Origin of the sequence: Shimia sp. MIT1388, assembly GCF_047124445.1 — a bacterium.
Lineage (GTDB): Bacteria > Pseudomonadota > Alphaproteobacteria > Rhodobacterales > Rhodobacteraceae > Shimia.
The window spans coordinates 1,362,442-1,378,751 of sequence record NZ_CP138921.1 but is presented as its reverse complement, the minus strand read 5'-3'; the positions used below and the strand labels follow the sequence as shown (position 1 = coordinate 1,378,751).

At 59.4% G+C, this 16,310-nt stretch carries 12 protein-coding genes; 7 read left to right on the top strand and 5 right to left on the bottom strand.

Features of this window, described 5'->3' with window-relative positions; all coding sequences use genetic code 11:
• Nucleotides 1-82 precede the first annotated feature (82 nt).
• Nucleotides 83-1,180: a 4-hydroxyphenylpyruvate dioxygenase gene (hppD, locus tag SIB92_RS06730; protein WP_412555068.1), complete on the top strand. Its 1,098-nt coding sequence runs from the start codon at nt 83-85 to the stop codon at nt 1,178-1,180.
• A gap of 153 nt (nt 1,181-1,333) precedes the next feature.
• A complete protein-coding gene (locus SIB92_RS06725; protein WP_412555067.1) occupies nt 1,334-3,058 on the top strand; it encodes an amidohydrolase in 1,725 nt (574 codons plus the stop codon).
• Between the two features lie 20 nt (nt 3,059-3,078).
• On the opposite strand, the gene SIB92_RS06720 is transcribed toward SIB92_RS06725, so the two are convergent.
• The 3 genes from SIB92_RS06720 to SIB92_RS06710 form a co-directional block, all read right to left on the bottom strand.
• Nucleotides 3,079-5,817 (bottom strand): hypothetical protein, encoded by a 2,739-nt coding sequence (locus SIB92_RS06720; protein ID WP_412555066.1) that lies wholly within the window; start codon nt 5,815-5,817, stop codon nt 3,079-3,081.
• Between the two features lie 215 nt (nt 5,818-6,032).
• Entirely contained in the window at nt 6,033-7,322 is a 1,290-nt protein-coding gene (locus SIB92_RS06715; RefSeq protein ID WP_294114303.1) for an O-acetylhomoserine aminocarboxypropyltransferase/cysteine synthase family protein, read from the bottom strand.
• A gap of 244 nt (nt 7,323-7,566) precedes the next feature.
• Nucleotides 7,567-8,571, bottom strand: a complete 1,005-nt coding sequence (locus SIB92_RS06710; RefSeq protein ID WP_412555065.1) for a hypothetical protein — start codon at nt 8,569-8,571, stop codon at nt 7,567-7,569.
• Between the two features lie 105 nt (nt 8,572-8,676).
• Here SIB92_RS06710 and SIB92_RS06705 point away from each other — a divergent pair, with 105 nt between their 5' ends.
• Nucleotides 8,677-9,120 (top strand): hypothetical protein, encoded by a 444-nt coding sequence (locus SIB92_RS06705; RefSeq protein WP_412555064.1) that lies wholly within the window; start codon nt 8,677-8,679, stop codon nt 9,118-9,120.
• 16 nt (nt 9,121-9,136) lie between these two features.
• Here SIB92_RS06705 and SIB92_RS06700 read toward each other — a convergent pair whose 3' ends face one another.
• Nucleotides 9,137-9,802, bottom strand: coding sequence for a TetR/AcrR family transcriptional regulator (locus SIB92_RS06700; RefSeq protein WP_412555063.1), 666 nt, complete (start codon nt 9,800-9,802; stop codon nt 9,137-9,139).
• Between the two features lie 64 nt (nt 9,803-9,866).
• Here SIB92_RS06700 and SIB92_RS06695 point away from each other — a divergent pair, with 64 nt between their 5' ends.
• Genes SIB92_RS06695 through SIB92_RS06680 form a run of 4 tightly spaced genes read left to right on the top strand, consistent with a single transcriptional unit; the run spans nt 9,867 to nt 13,808 of the window.
• A complete protein-coding gene (locus tag SIB92_RS06695) occupies nt 9,867-11,180 on the top strand; it encodes a flavin-containing monooxygenase (RefSeq protein ID WP_412555062.1) in 1,314 nt (437 codons plus the stop codon).
• Nucleotides 11,180-12,088, top strand: a complete 909-nt coding sequence (locus SIB92_RS06690) for a bile acid:sodium symporter family protein (RefSeq protein ID WP_412555061.1) — start codon at nt 11,180-11,182, stop codon at nt 12,086-12,088. The genes SIB92_RS06695 and SIB92_RS06690 overlap by 1 nt, the downstream gene beginning before the upstream one ends.
• Complete coding sequence (locus tag SIB92_RS06685) at nt 12,085-13,023, top strand: SDR family oxidoreductase (protein ID WP_412555060.1); 939 nt, start codon at nt 12,085-12,087, stop codon at nt 13,021-13,023. The genes SIB92_RS06690 and SIB92_RS06685 overlap by 4 nt, the downstream gene beginning before the upstream one ends.
• 2 nt (nt 13,024-13,025) lie before the next feature.
• Nucleotides 13,026-13,808: an SDR family NAD(P)-dependent oxidoreductase gene (locus SIB92_RS06680; RefSeq protein WP_412555059.1), complete on the top strand. Its 783-nt coding sequence runs from the start codon at nt 13,026-13,028 to the stop codon at nt 13,806-13,808.
• Between the two features lie 31 nt (nt 13,809-13,839).
• On the opposite strand, the gene SIB92_RS06675 is transcribed toward SIB92_RS06680, so the two are convergent.
• Nucleotides 13,840-16,128: a calcium-binding protein gene (locus SIB92_RS06675; protein WP_412555058.1), complete on the bottom strand. Its 2,289-nt coding sequence runs from the start codon at nt 16,126-16,128 to the stop codon at nt 13,840-13,842.
• Nucleotides 16,129-16,310: the final 182 nt, after the last annotated feature.

The following is a 16,310-nucleotide window of genomic DNA, read 5'->3' as shown; positions in this document are numbered from 1 at the left end:
TCGCGGCATTTCCGCATGATTGGCGGCGTATTCTTGCCTCAGCGAACATCAACATCCAAGAATCCCCAAAAGGAGACGCGACATGGGTCCTTTCCCACATGATGCGCCACGCGCCGAGATTTCCGATTTCAACCCGGCTGGCACCGACGGCTTTGAGTTTGTCGAGTTTGCCCATCCCGAGCCGCAGGAGCTGCGCGATCTCTTTACCAAGATGGGCTATGCCCACGTCGCCAACCACAAGACCAAAGCCATTGAGCTGTGGCAGCAGGGCGATGTGACCTACATCCTGAACAACGAGCCAAACAGCTTTGCCTCCCGCTTTGTGGAAGAGCACGGCCCCTGTGCTCCGTCCATGGGCTGGCGCGTTGTGGACGCACAGAAAGCCTATGAGCACGCGGTGTCCAAAGGCGCGGAAGCTTATGATGCAGACGATAAAACTCTGGCGTGGCCTGCGATCAAAGGCATTGGCGGTTCGCTGATCTACTTCACAGACCAATATTACGACACCTCGCCCTTCAACGAAGAGTTTGACTGGCTGGTGACCTCCAAGCCGGAAGGTGACGGGTTCTTCTACCTCGACCACCTGACCCACAACGTGTTCAAAGGTAACATGGACAAGTGGTTCAAGTTCTACGGTGATCTGTTCAACTTCCGTGAAATCCGTTTCTTCGACATCGAAGGCAAGTTCACTGGTCTGTTCTCCCGCGCGCTGACATCGCCTTGCGGCAAGATCCGCATCCCGATCAACGAGGACCGCGGCGAAACCGGTCAGATTGTAGCTTATCTGAAGAAATACAACGGCGAAGGCATCCAGCACATCGCGGTTGGCACCAACGACATCTATGCCTCCACCGACAAGATTGCTGACAAAGGCATCAAGTTCATGCCTGGTCCCCCTGACGCCTACTACGATCTGTCCAAAGAGCGTGTGGTTGGCCATGACGAGCCCATCGACCACATGAAAAAGCACGGCATCCTGATCGACGGTGAAGGTGTTGTGGATGGCGGCGAGACCAAAATTCTGCTGCAGATCTTCTCCAAAACAGTGATTGGCCCGATCTTCTTCGAGTTCATCCAGCGTAAGGGTGACGACGGCTTTGGCGAAGGCAACTTCAAAGCGCTGTTTGAATCGATCGAACAAGAGCAGATCAACAACGGCGAAATCGAGGCCGCCGAGTAATCTGTCAAAAACTATCCTTCCAGCCTAGGTTGGAGCGAGGGAAGCGTCGTCCATTTATGTGATGGGCGGCGCTTTTTTGTGCGCGAAAGTCTGTTGTTTTGTGGGGCCACACTTCTAAGGTGAACTCAGAAGTCCTTTTGAAAGAGTGGTTGCATGTTGAAATTTGCCCTTGGCGCCGTGGGCGCTCTGCTTGTGTCAACCGCGGTTCAGGCCGCTGACATGACAATTTACACGGCGCAGAAAATCATCACGATGGAGACCAATATTCCCGAAGCGACGGCGGTGGCTGTGGCAGAGGGGCGGATTGTCTCGGTAGGTAGCCTGGACAGCTTGAGCGACTACGTCGAAAATCACGGGGCTGTGGTGGATGAGCGCTTTGCCGACAAAGTGCTGATGCCAGGTTTCATTGACCCGCACATTCACCCGTCTTTGCCGGCGGTTCTGACCCAGTTTCCGTTTTTGGCGCCGGATGATTGGCATTTGCCAACCGGTAACTTTCCGGGCGCGAAGACCCATGACGATTATGTGGCGCGCCTGAAAGAGTTGGTTGCGGCCCATGAGGCCTCTGACCACGATGCGTCTGTGCCGTTCATCGCCTGGGGCTATCACCAGCTGTGGCACGGGGAGGTAAAACGTCCGCTGCTCAATGAGCTGTTCCCCGACACGCCGGTCATGCTCTGGCATCGCAGCTTTCACGAGGTGATCGGCAATGACGCCGCGCTGGACCTGCTTGGCATCACCGAGGCGGATGCGCAGGTCTATCCCGAGGAAGCAAGCTGGGAAGACGGCCACTTCTGGGAAAACGGCGCCAAGGTGCTTGTCGCCAAGATGCCCTTCCTGTTTGCGCCGGACCGGTATGGCAAGGGCATGGAGAACTTCTATGAGATGCTGCATCAGGCCGGTGTGACCTCTGCCCTGGACATGGGCACAGGTATTTTTGGGGACCCTGAGGGGGAGATCGCGCTGATCCGTAGCACTGCGGAGCGTGTCCAACCGCCAACCCGTTTGGTTCTGACGCCGTTGATCACGGATTTTCTTGCACGGAAGAAGACACCCGAAGAGGCGTTGGCGGAGATCGAAGGCTGGCGTGCAGGCAATACCGATCTGGTGGCGATCAAAGATCATTTCAAAATCATGATGGACGGGGCAATCTTCTCCGGCCTCAGCCAATATGGTTTCCCAGGTTACAAGGACGGCCACGAAGGCATCTGGATGGCGCCGCTCAGCGAGACGGAAAAATGGGCGCGCTTCTTCTGGAACCAGGGGTTCCAGATCCACGCCCATACCAATGGCGACAAGTCGGCTGAGGCGTTGATTGGCATCGTGCAACGGGCGCAGGCGGAAACCCCGCGGTTTGACCACCGCACCACGCTGGAGCATTTTGCCTTTGCCCATGAAGAGCAGCTGCGCCAGATGGGTGCGCTTGGCATGGCTGTTTCGGCCAACCCTTATTACCAGTACATTCTGGCGGATATTTATGCGCAAAACTGGCTTGGGGAAGACATTGCGCGGTACATGGTGCCTCTGGGGGCCGCTCGCCGACAGAACGTGACGGTGGCGTTGCACTCGGACAATCCGATGGCACCGCTCAGCCCGCTGGTACTGGCGGATGCAGCGGTGAACCGGACCACCATCAACGGCATGCAGAATGCGCAGGTTGAAGCTTTAACGGTGCATGAAGCGATGCGCGCCATCACCATTGACGCGGCTTGGGTAATGAAGCGGGAACATGATCTCGGCTCCATTCGCGCGGGCAAACGTGCGGATTTTGTGGTGCTGGAGGCCAACCCCTATGAGGTGCCCACCACGGAAATCAAAGACGTGAAGATCTGGGGCACGGTCTATGAAGGCACCGTGCATCCTGTGGTCGCAGAGTAGAGTAAAGAGGCGCCGGAGGGTTAGCCCTTCGGCATCTTCAGCACCACTTTGCGCTTGCCTTTGGTGTAGTGCAATTCGTCCTGGCTGATGGCGGAAACGCGGCCACCATCAATGCGATCGCCAACCTGAACCTTCTTGTAGCGCCCGCTGGACAGGCGCACCAAGGCGCGGCGGTTGGAGGAGGTGCCATAAACGCCAATCAAGTTCACTTTGTTCAGGTTGATTGCGTTTTTGATGGTGGCCTGACGTGCCACAGAAGCGGTGGTTGGAATTTCGGGGGCTACCGACGCTGCTGCAGGCACCGCCGCCGCTGTTGTGGTTGTCGCTGCGTTGCTTTCGGGTGCGGCACGGGCGGCCAACTGCGCAATATTGGCAGGCTTCAGACGCGGGCGCGGGGAGGCTTTGACGGCAAACTGCGTCGGTGTGGTGTCTTTCTCATCCGCCAGCTTGGCGTTCGCCGGGCGCAGCTTGGGGCGGACCGCGGCCAGTTCTTCACGGGTCAAGCCGCCAAAGTTGGCGCGTTCGTTTTGTTCTTGCAGGTCACCGGGGCGCAGTTTTGGGCGTAGGGCGGCCAAGCGGGTGCTGTCGGCCTCGCTGATCTGCGGTTCCTCACCCACCTTGATGCGTTTGGGGTAGGCCGCGGGAACCACCGCCGGGCGTCCGGCAAAAACCATCACGCCTTCGGGGTTCAGTGCGCCCTCTGCGGTGGCAATCACAAGGCCACGTTCATCCAGATCAAAGGTCGTGTCTGCCGCCACCGGGTTCACTTGTGCCCTAGCGGGGCGGTCGGTGTCCAGTGCTTCCGGCGCGGGCAGAGCCACGGCGTCAAAGCCCATGGTGTCGCGGTCCACTGAGGCGATGTAAATGTCGTCACTGCTGTCAGACGTCAGTTCAAAAGGCTGCTCCGGCGCGCGCTGCCAGATACCGGTCACCGCATAGCGGGCCTCGGCTTCTACAGGGTCAACGTTGCCATCGCCCACATCGTCCAGCATGGCCTCGATCTCGGCGCTGTCAGTGATGCTTTCCGGTGTGAGTGGCTCCAGAAGCGCGGTGTCCACATCCTCTGTGGGATTGGGCGTCATGCCATCAGGCACGGTCACCACCATGGGGGCGTCCGCTGCGGGCAGCTCCGGTTCCGGGGCCAACTCTGCGTCTGTCGAAGCCACATCGTCTGGCGCAGTCTCAGGGGCGGGGGCCGCGGCGCTGTCTGCGACAGCGGCGGTCTCATTCGTGGTCTCGGAGGCAGTGGTGGTGGGGTCTACGGCAACTTCAACGGTTTCTGGCTCGTCCGCTCCAAACAGACCGGCCAGCCCATCCTCCGTGGCATAGGTCGCCCACAAGGCCACAATTGCCATCAGCACCAGCAACAGCGTGGTCAGGATCAGCCCCAGATGTTTCGGCTTGCCGCGCACTTCCTGTGGACGCGCGCCAAACATGGTCATCTTCTGCTTTTCTTTGGCAGAGGCGTCTTTGGCGGCTTTCCGGGCCTTGGACTTGGACGGTTTCTTGCCAAGCTTCGGCGCAGGCCCGGCCACTTTGGTTTTGCTGCGCGCGCTGGCAAAGGTCGCGGCCTCGGCATCAGACGCGTCGTCGGTGTCTGCTGCAGCATCCTCGGGAGCATCATCGTCTTTGCCGGTCTTCAGTCCAGCCACAGCTTTCGCCGGATCAAACCGCAGCGGTGGGGTCTTGTCGTCGCCGGTGCTGGTTGGAATGCTGGGCGCGTTTGTACCGCTGACTTTGCGTGTGACCCCGCTGAGTTCCGGCGCAGCTTTGGGGGCCTCCTGCGCGGCCTTTTGCGCCCGGATAGAGGCAAACGCTGCCGCTGGTTCTTCTGGTTTTGCGTCTTCTTTGGGCGCGGCTTTTTCGGGCGCGGATGGTTTCTCTGGCGCAGCCTCAGGTTTGGTTTCGGATTTGGGCGCGTCTGATTTTGCTGCTGACGTTTTCTCAGGCTCCGTGGCCTGCAGTTCTGTTGGCTCAACTGGTTCCGAGGCGGGTGCAACCGGTGTCTCGACTTGCGTCTCAGAGACAGTCTCTTGCGGCTTCGCCGGCGTCTCTTCAACTGGCGTTGGCGCGGACAGCTCTTCGGCCGTCGGCTCCACCGGGGCAGGCGGCGCGGGCGGGATGTCCAGCTTCAGCTCTGCCTGTGGCGTTGGCTCCGGTTTGGGTTTGGGCTCAGGCTCTGGCTGAGGTTCCGGCTCTGGCTCCGGTTCCGGCAGCGGCCCTTCGCCCACAACCAAAATGGCGGTCTTGTCAGCCTTGACCTTGATGCCTGCTGCACGTGCCCGTGCCGTGTCGCCAAAATCCGGCGCGGTTACAAAGCTGTCTTCTGGGGGAATGGCGCTGAACCCCACGGGATTAAACGCATGCTCCACGGCAAATGCCTCGGCTTCGTCCAATGTGTCCCGCGCCACGGCGGCCACTTGCGGGGTTCGATCCCGCATGGCGATGTCAAACACCAGTTGATCTGCGCGGTAGGGCGTTTCCGCTTCCAGCGCATCCTCGGCCTTTTGTCGGCGCTTTTTCTCGCTCATCCGGCCCGCAGGCAGGGTCAGATATTTGATCTGATCGTTCGGCAGCACCAGCGTGGTGGTGAAGTCTTCGCCACCCACGGCCACAGCCTGCGCCCGCAGTTGCGCGAGATCACCCGCTAGATCTGGGCTGTCGAGCCCCACTTCTCCCAGCAAATGCCAGCCCCCCGGCACGCGGGTCAAAAGGCCAATGCCTTCAAAGGAAAGTGTAAGCGCAAGATCCGGAGTCATGCATCAAGCCCTAGCATGCAAGTGATTGGCAAGGCGCGACCTTGCTCAGAATTGTAGGATTTATAGCAAGTTATCGCCGAAGGGGAAGGAAAAGCCGCCTTGATTTGCGCGGGGTTCGGCGGTTTGCGGCCACAAAGTGACCCTATGGTAAACAAAGACCGCCCCAAACCTGTGTTCGGGGCGGTCCTCCAATACGTTTAACGGAACCGTCAGGTTCAGCTGTGGGCTTTCTTCAGCGCCTGATCCAGATCGGCAATCAGGTCTTCGCTGTTCTCGATGCCAATCGAAATCCGCACCACATTTGGCCCTGCACCCGCCGCTTCCTGCTGCTCCGGTGTCAACTGACGGTGGGTGGTGGAGGCCGAGTGGATCACCAGGCTGCGCGCATCGCCGAGGTTGGCGACGTGGGAGAAGATCTCCAGGCTGTCAACAAACTTCACGCAGGCGTCATAGCCGCCCTTGAGCGCCACGGTGAACAGACCGCCGGCGCCTTTTGGGCAAATCCGCTCGACACGATCATGATACGGCGAGGACGGCAGACCGGCGTACGTCACATAATCCACATGCTCATGGCCTTCGAGCCAACCGGCAACGGTCTTGGCATTCTCCACATGGCGCTCCATGCGCAGCGATAGCGTCTCGATGCCCATCAGCGTGTAATGCGCCGCCTGCGGGTTCATGGTCATGCCAAGGTCACGCAGACCAATGGCGATGCCATGGAAGGTGAAGGCCAGCGGGCCAAAGGTCTCATGGAAGCGCAGGCCGTGGTAGGCTGGTTCAGGTTGGCTCAGGGACGGGAATTTGTCGCTGGCAGACCAGTCAAATTTGCCGCTGTCGACAATACAGCCGCCGGTTACGGTGCCGTTGCCGGTCAGGTATTTGGTGGTGGAGTGCACAACCAAAGTGGCGCCCAGCGCAATCGGGTTACACAGGTACGGTGTGGCGGAGGTGTTGTCCACGATCAGCGGCACACCGGCGTTGTCGGCCACTTTGGCCAGCGCTTCGATGTCGCTGATGTAGCCACCAGGGTTCGCAACTGACTCGCAGAACACCGCGCGGGTGTTTTCGTCAATCGCAGCCGCCACCGCGTCCAGATCGTCGGTGTCCACAAAGGTTGCGGACCAGCCGAAGCGTTTGATGGTCTGGCTGAACTGGGTGATCGTGCCACCATAGAGGCGGGAAGAGGCCACCACATTGCAGCCCGGCTGCATCAGCGGGAACAGCGCCATGATCTGCGCTGCGTGACCGGACGAACAGCAGACCGCGCCCACGCCACCTTCCAGGGTCGCAATGCGCTCTTGCAGCACGGCCACGGTTGGGTTGGTCAGGCGGGAGTAGATGTAGCCCACTTCTTGCAGGTTGAAGAGGGCGGCTGCGTGCTCGGCATCGCGGAACACATAAGCGGTGGATTGGTATATCGGCGTCTGCCGCGCACCGGTGGCCGGATCGGGCCGCGCGCCGGCGTGAATTTGCAATGTGTCAAAACCGTATGTCGCTTCAGACATCGTGTGTTCTCCCTAAAATTATCGCGCCAAGTGTTAGGCAGACCCAAGGCATCACGCAACCAAAGTTGGCGCCTTAGGTTGCCGAAAGGCGCATTTCCTCAAAAATCCGCAATACCAGAACACATTGGCCGCCAAAAACGCGAGGCCCTGAACACCATTCGGCCTGCTTCTTCTAACCCAAAACATCCCGGGGTGGGGGCCTCGCAGTGGACCCAGGGGCAGCGCCCCTAGCATGTGTCCGCCGCTAGCGCAGCCAATAGCCGTTTTTCTTCAACGTGTTGCGAATGGCTTGCTCTTTGCGCGGCAGATGCGCTTGATCAAACAAAGCGCGCGCCTTGTGGCCGCGGTTCTGATAAATCATGCGCTTGAACGGATCGTACTGCTTCAGCACCTTTTTGATCTTGTTGGGCGCCGTGACTTCTTCGAGCACCTCTACGACCGCATCACTTTCCCGTGCATAGAGTAGCGGCATCAGCCGGTAGTGACAGCTCACTGAGCCATCCAGAAAGCCTTCCGGCAGCGCATCGCGCCCGCCACCCAGACCGTGGATCACCAGGGGCAAGACAATCTGGTCCAACCAAGGATAAATCGCCTGACAGGCCAACTCTTCCGGTGGATTGTCACTGACGCTGCGGGCGTACTCAAGGAACAAGTCACCAAACACTTTGGGGCAGCGGTAATAAAAGAACCCGGCGTTGAAATAGAGGTAGCGCCGCCAGTATTCATCAGGCTGGCTCAGATCCAGAGAGCTTTCGAAGTCCAATTCAAAGCGGTCATAAAGCGCCTTCCAAATGCCGGTGTATTGTGGCCCATAGAGCGGCGGGATTGGCCAGGTGCCTTCCACCCGCAAACTCGCCGAAGGACGGTCAAAATCAAACGGCACCGTGCTCAGCTCATCCATGATCAGCGTGTCGGTGTCAAAAAACACAAACGGCTCACCAGCGGGCAAGGCGGACAACAGCTCGATCTTATTCCCATAAGCGTACGGCTCGCCAAACACCGGCGTCTCAAACGGCAAAACCTCTGCGCCAAGGTCTTCCAGCAGGGCGCGTACATCCGGATTGCCGATGCGCGGGTCTTTTTCCCAGCGCGGTCCCGGCACTGGCTCGGCCACAAACAGCTTGCCAGAAAACTTCGGCGACTTGGCGCGCAGTGAGGCCGCAAACAACGCCGCCTCATACATCAACCGGCCATTCTGGCCCACCACCACGACGTTGAATACCTGCGATTTCAGCGCTTTACTTGTCATTCTTCTATTGCCCTGCACGATGCTTGCGCCGACTATACGTGGCATAAGCCCGTGGCAAAAGCGGGCATTACACTTTTTGAAGAAATCATAGAAAGGCGTTCGCTTATGCAACTCTTTAAGCTGGCCACTCTCTGTCTAGGCGTGTTGGGCACCGCTGCTCTGGCGGAAGACCGCGTGGCCGAAGATCAAACCCCCACCGGCAAATTCCTCACCGCAGGCGAAGTGCGTCCCATCTTGGAGGCGACCAAAACCAGCTGGATTGGTGTGCGCGAATTTGACGGGCAGGATCTGGTGTATTTCACCCATCTTCTGGCTTGGCGCTGCGGGCTGTATGAAGTGCAATACGTGATCAACGGCGGCCCGGCGGAGGTCTTCCCGATCCCGGAATGCCCGCCGGATATCGAAAATGCCATGACCATTCCCGAGGACACGCAAATCTTCATCACGCAGCCGCTTGGTTCGGTCAAAACCGTTGAGGTGACGCTGCTCTATGATGATCTGGGCACTGACACGGTCGCCTATGAGCGTGCCGCTGTGATGACGCCCTAAGAGGCGAGTACCAACCCTACGCCTTTTGTGCCGCGGCGTTGATCCCGGCGGTGCAAAAGGCCACCAATTCGTCGAGATGGTTGGCGACGCTTGAAGGTGCGTCACTTAATACATCCATGCGCCATTGTGAGGTGATCAACGCCAACATGCCCGCAGCCGAGTAAACAAAACTGTTGGCGATGGCCGCCCGCGCCTGCGCCGGGTAAAGCGCCGCAAGCTCCTCGACAAAGCGGTTGGCGGTTGGGTCGAAGCAAATCGCCGCCAGATCTTTCCAGCGCTCATCTGCCGACACAAAAGCCACAATCCGCGCGTAGGCCACCCATTGCGGCCCGCCCACGTCGATGCGCTCAAAAAACGGACCAAAGAAACACTCCAAAATGGCGGGCACGGTCAGTGGTCTTTGCGCCTTTCGAGCTTCCAGCGCGGCGACACGGGCCTCGCCCAAGACATCAGCCCGCCGTGCCACCACACGCCAGAACAGTTCCTCTTTGCTGCCGCCATGGTGGTTCACCAGCGCGCCTTGTACCTCGGCCTCTGCGGCGATGTCTCGAATCGAGGCCGCGTCAAATCCGCTCCGGGCAAACACCCGCTCTGCCGCATCCATAATGCGCGCGCGGGTTTCCAAAGCCCGTTTGGACGGGGCTCTTTGTCGTTGTTTTTCTTGAGGAATATCTTTCAGCATAAAAAGAGCTTGCCTTATTTTTAACGGATGTTCAATTTAAAACTCTCTTGGGGAGAGGAAGCAGATGCACACAAGCGACAAATTTGCGCTGATTGGGGCGGGGCCGATGGGGCTGGCGATGGCCAAGGTTCTGAAGGAGCAGGGCATCGCCTTTGACGGCTTTGAGCTGCACAGCGATGTCGGTGGCCTTTGGGATATCGAGGCGCCGCGCTCCACCATGTATGAAAGCGCGCATCTGATCTCGTCCAAAACCATGACCGAGTTTGCCGACTTCCCGATGGAGGCGGAGGTGGCAGAATACCCGTCCCATCGTGAGATGGCGCAGTATTTTCGCGATTTTGCTGATCATTTTGATCTTCGCACACATTATCGGTTCAACACCGAAGTGGTGCAGGTGACGCCTGCCGGGGAGAACGGCGAGGGGTGGAAGGTGATCACCCGTCAGGAAGGGCAGCAGAACGAGGCGGTTTATGCTGGCGTTCTGATCGCCAACGGCACGTTAAGCGAGCCCAACATGCCGCACTTCCCGGGCCAGTTTGACGGCGAGCTTATACACGCGTCGCAATATCGTCACCCAGAGCAGTTTGCCGGGAAACGCGTTTTGATCGTCGGGGCGGGCAACTCTGGCTGTGATATTGCCGTCGACGCTGTGCACCATGGCGCAAGCTGCGACATCTCCATGCGGCGCGGCTATTACTTTGTGCCGAAATACGTTTTTGGCAAACCGGCGGACACGATGGGTGGGGCGATCAAGCTGCCGATGTGGCTCAAGCGCCCGATCGACAGTCTGATCCTGAAATGGTTTGTGGGTGATCCACAAAAATACGGTTTTCCCAAACCTGACTACAAACTCTACGAAAGTCATCCGGTGGTGAACTCGCTGGTGCTCTATCACGCGGGCCATGGTGACATTGCCATTCGCGGTGACATCGCGGACATGTCGGGCCACACCGTCACCTTCAAAGATGGCACGGCGGCGGACTATGACATGATCCTCTCCGCCACGGGCTATAAGCTGCACTATCCGTTTATCGATAAAACGCTGCTAAACTGGCGCGGGGACGCACCGCATCTTTACCTCAACGCCTTCCATCCGGCGCGGGATGATCTCTTTGTGCTGGGCATGGTGGAGGCCACGGGCCTAGGCTGGCAAGGGCGGCACGAACAGGCCGAAATGGTGGCGCGCTATATTGCTGGTCTGCGGGATGGTTCCAAGGCCGCCAAAAAACTGCAGGCCGAGAAGTCGGCGGGCTTTGATCGTGCCACCGGCGGCATGGACTACCTCGATCTGCCGCGCATGGCCTATTACGTGGACAAAGCCACCTATCGGGGCGCGGTCACCGGTTGGATCAAATCGCTGCAAACAGGGCAGGGCTGATGGACGTCACCGCCATAGACAGTGTTGCGCTCAATTTCAGCGCCACCTCGATGACCGTGTTAAACGCGGTTCTGGCGGTGGTGATGTTCTCCATTGCCATCGATCTCACGCCGAGTGATTTTCGCCGTCTGCTCTACACGCCCCGCGCCTTGCTGACCGGGTTGGCAAGCCAGTTCCTTCTGCTGCCATCGTTGACGTTTTTGTTGGTGCTGGTCACACAGCCGCAACCGTCTATCGCGCTGGGGCTGATGTTGGTGGCGGCCTGTCCGGGGGGCAATATCTCCAACTTCATCACGCACCGCGCCGGCGGCAATGCGGCGCTGTCAGTTTCGATGACGGCTTTTGCCACCGTTGGGGCGATCCTTTTGACGCCGCTCAACATCGCACTGTGGGGCGGGCTTTATCCGCCCACGCGAGATATCCTGCAAGCGACGAAGATTGATCCGGTTTCTGTGGCCATCACGGTTGGCTTCATGCTGGTGCTGCCGCTCATTTTGGGTGTCACCTTACGCGCAGCAAAGCCTGCGCTGGCCGCCAAACTGCGCGGTCCGCTGCAGACCCTGTCGATGGTGATTTTTCTCGCGTTCATCGTCTTGGCGCTGGCCAACAACTGGCAGAATTTCAAACTCTTCGCAGGCGCGGTGGCTCTCCTTGTGGTTTTGCACAATGCGCTGGCCTTGGCGGGCGGCTATGGCCTTGCGACACTTACGCGCCTATCACCCTACGATCGCCGCGCGGTGACCATTGAAACCGGTATCCAGAACTCGGGCCTTGGCCTGATCCTGATCTTTGCCTTCTTTGGCGGGCTGGGAGGCATGGCCGTGGTCGCGGCTTTCTGGGGTGTCTGGCATGCGATCACTGGCCTGGGTTTGGCCGCTCTGATGAACCGGACAAAGGCCGCACGATGACACGCATTTTGATCACTGGCGCCGCTGGTATGGTGGGGCGCAGCCTGTTGGCCGAATTGGCAAACACAGAGCACGAGGTCATTGCCTGTGATGTGGTGGTGCCCGAAGGTCTGCCGGACAATGCGCGGTTCCGTCCGATGGATGTGACAACGGACGCGCCCCTGCGAGTCATCGCGCGGCACCAGCCGGATGTGGTTGTGCATCTGGCCTCCATCGTGACCCCGCCACCTGGCAGCGGCCGCGACTTTGCTTATGATGTCGACGTGACCGGCACCAAAAACGTGGTCAACGCTGCGCTCGCCGCAGGCACCAAGCGTTTGGTGGTGACCTCATCGGGGGCGGCTTACGGCTATCACGCCGACAATCCGGTGCCGCTCACCGAAACAGACGCCATCCGAGGCAACGAAGAGTTCGCTTACGCCCATCACAAGCGGTTGGTGGAAGAATTCCTGGCCGACACCCGCCGCAATGCGCCGCACCTAGAGCAAGTGATCTTGCGTGTCGGCACGGTCTTGGGCCGCGAGACCAACAATCAGATTACCGACCTGTTCCACCGGCCGCGCCTTTTGGCGGTCAGCGGCAGCGACAGTCCTTTTGTTTTCATTTGGACCCGCGATCTGGCCCGCATTCTGAAGCGTGCAGCAACGGATGGTCCGGCGGGTATTTTTAACGTGGCAGGTGACGGCGCGCTTGGGGTGCAGGACCTAGCTGAGATCCTGCAAAAACCCATCCTGCGCCTTCCGGCTTGGGTGTTCAAAGCAGCGCTGGCCATCGCGCGCCCGCTGGGCCTGAGCCAATACGGTCCGGAACAGGTGCGCTTTCTGCAGTACCGACCTGTGCTGTCCAACGAGGCACTCAAACGCGACTTTGGCTACACGCCGGAGAAAACCAGCCGTGAGGTGTTTGACCATTGGCTCAAGGCGCAGGACCAATGACCATGTCTCCTGAAACGTTGTCTCCAAAAACCGCTGTGATTTCCGGCGGGGCAGGCGGCTTGGGCACGGCTTTGTCGACGCAGTTGCAGGCCGAAGGCTGGCGTGTGGTTCTGCTGGATCTGAACGTCGCGCATCTGCCTCACACGGCCACCCAGTTGCCGATGAAATGTGACGTCACTGACTCCCGCGCACTGAAAGACTGCTGCACCAAAATTCTCGCCTGCCATGACAGCATTGATCTCGTGATCTACGGGGCAGGGGTGACCGCCATTGCGCCGGTTGAAGACCTGCAGGAGCAGGCCCATCGCCGCCTGTTTGACATCAACTACTTTGCCGCTGCCGCCATGGCCAAAGCCTTCCTTCCTGCGCTGCGAGCCTCCAGAGGGACCCATCTGGCGATCACTTCGGTGGCAGGCTTCGCCCCATTGCACCACCGCGCCAGCTACGCCGCCTCCAAACACGCCATGACCGGCTTTTTTGCCTCTCTGCGGGTGGAAGAGGCGGTCTACGGCGTGAAAACCGTGATCGCAGCGCCGGCCTTTGTTGCCACCAATGTGGGCAACCCCGATTCGGACACTGACGGGCTGACCCGCCCCGGTGCGGCGCAAGATGCGGTGGATGTGGTCACGCCGGTTCAGGCCGCAGACATTATCCTGCGCGGGCTTAAGCGCGGTAAAACCGACATTTTTGTCGGCCGCGTCGCCAAACTGTCAGATGTGATGATGCGCCTGTCGCCACGGCTGTACGATTGGGTCATGGGCCGGGCGATCAAGGCCGACAGGTGATCCCAACAAGAGCCACCTGTCGCGCATCTCATCAGGAGGCGTAATTTCCGACCCAGCGGTTGTTGAGGCCTTCCAGCTGCTGGGCAGTCACACCTTCCAGGAACACGTCGAAGTTGCCATTGACCTGTACAAACACGCCATTGCCCTCCGGATCGTCCGTGAGGCGGACAAAGGGCGAGGAGAACACGTCCACGGGCAGCGGATCGCCATTGACGTCGACAAAGGTGATGACGTCTTTGATTTGACCGTATTGTGTTGTCGGCTCAAAGTCCCGGATGTGCACGACGCCACCGGCATCTGCGTGGGCCACCACTTCAAAGTGATCATAGCCTTCGCCGCCTTCCAGAACATCGCCGTTGTCGCCGATCAGATGGTCGTTACCGTTGCCGCCTATCAACGTATCGCTGTCTTCCCGATCCTCTTGGTCGTCCTGACCGTTCAGGAGATCGTCCCCACTGCCGCCTTTGAGCAGGTCGGTGCCTTCACCGGCGTCCAGCGTGTCATCGCCAAATTTGCCCAGCAGGTAATCATCGCCGTTGCCCCCTTCCAGCAGATCGTTGCCGTTGCCACCGCGCAGCGTATCCGCCCCGTCGCCGCCCGAGACGCTGTCATCGCCGTCACCGGCAAACACCAAGTCATCACCGCCCGCAGCGTCCACGGTGTCATTACCGCCATAGACACGAATGACCTCGGCGTCGGCCGTGCCAGCAAGGGTGTCGCCAGCGCCGGTGCCATGTGTGGGTTCAACCGACGGCACCGCAAGGTTGCCAAGCCAGCTGTCGATGTTGTCTTGCATGTCGCTGGCGCTGACGCCGGAGACAAAGGCCACATCCACACCGTCAAGATGAAGGATCGCACCGCTGCCATCCTCGGCATCATGAATGCACAAGGTGGTGGTGTCCGGATTGGAAAATTCTGACGCTGGCAACGGCTGTCCGTTTTCATCCAGCAAGGTGATTGTCTCGGCGTCGTCACCGTCCCGCACGGTTGGATCAAAATCGGTGAGTTGCACGACCTCCGCGCCGTCCGGGTCGACCACCACTTCAAAGTCGTCGATGCCCGCGCCGCCGGTCAGTTCATCGCCGTTGTCCCCAATCAGACGGTCGCTGTCATCCCCACCTTCCAATGTGTCGCTATCCGCACCGGACACCGCGCCGTCACGGCCATCCAGAAGGTCGCTGCCAATCCCGCCTTTGAGCACATCAGTGCCGGTCCCGGCCAGCAACGTGTCATCGCCGGATTTGCCCAGAAGGTAGTCATCTCCAGAACCACCTTCCAACGAGTCATTGCCATCCATGCCGCGCAGCACGTCATTGCCTGTGCCGCCATAGACAGTGTCGTCACCGGCGCCCGCCAGCACACGATCGTCGCCGCCGTTGCCATCAACAAGGTCGTCACCGCCATAAGCACGGATGGCATCGTCGCCTTGGCCGCCGGTCAGTTCTTCCGCACCGCCGGTGCCAAAAATCGGCTCAGGCGTGGGCACGGAAGTGTTGCCAAGCCAGCTGCTTGTGTCGTTGAGCAAATCGCTGGCGCTCAGGCCTTCGACCAAAGCCACATCCACATCGTTGAAACGCAAGAGTGCCCCGGTGCCGTCCTCGGCGTCCACGATGGTCAACATCGGCGCGTCGAGTTGAAGGAGGTCCTGCAGCCGGATCTGATCGCCGTGTTCATCCAGCAGCGTAATCGTTTCCACCGCTTCGCCATCAACCGCGGTCAGGTCAAAGTCCCGGATGTGCACCATGGAGTCACTGTTGGGATCAACAATCACCTCAAAGCTGTCCACGCCCGCGCCGCCGGACAAAACGTCGCCATTGTCGCCATACAGCAGGTCATTGCCATCGCCGGCTTTCAGCGTGTCACTGTCGGTGGCATCTTCGACACCATCGGTGCCGTCGAGCACGTCATCGCCACGCCCGCCTTTTAGCAGGTCAGTGCCGGTGCCGCCGCTCAGGCTGTCATTGCCATCTTTGCCAAGCAGGTAGTCGTTGCCTTGCTCGCCAAACAGCCAATCATCACCGGTGCCGCCGCGCAGGGTGTCCTCGCCCTCGGCGCCGTAAAGTTCGTCATTGCCGTCTCCACCAAACAGCAGATCGTTTCCGGCAAAGGCTTGCATCAGGTCGTTGCCACCATAGCCACGCATCACCTCGTCTTCGATGGTGCCGTGCAGAATGTCGCTGCCGCCGGTGCCGGTCTCAGATGTTGGTTCCAGCGGTGGGGTGGTCGCATCCGGGCCTTCAACATCATCGTCGCTCTGCGGGGTGGCAACCATGGCGCCCAGGGCCAATGCGGATGTGCTCAGCAACAGTGTAAGTAACATGGAACGACGGTCCTCCTAACGCACGAGACAATGATTTTGTGGAAATCATAGGTTTGTCCTTACACGTTAAACGGTTGCTTTCAATCAATGGATCGCCGTTAACCTTTAATTGCATGGAAACAGTGTGTTTCCCTTAGTTTAGCTCAGAAAACTGTGGTTTTGGCGCACTATCCCACGGATGG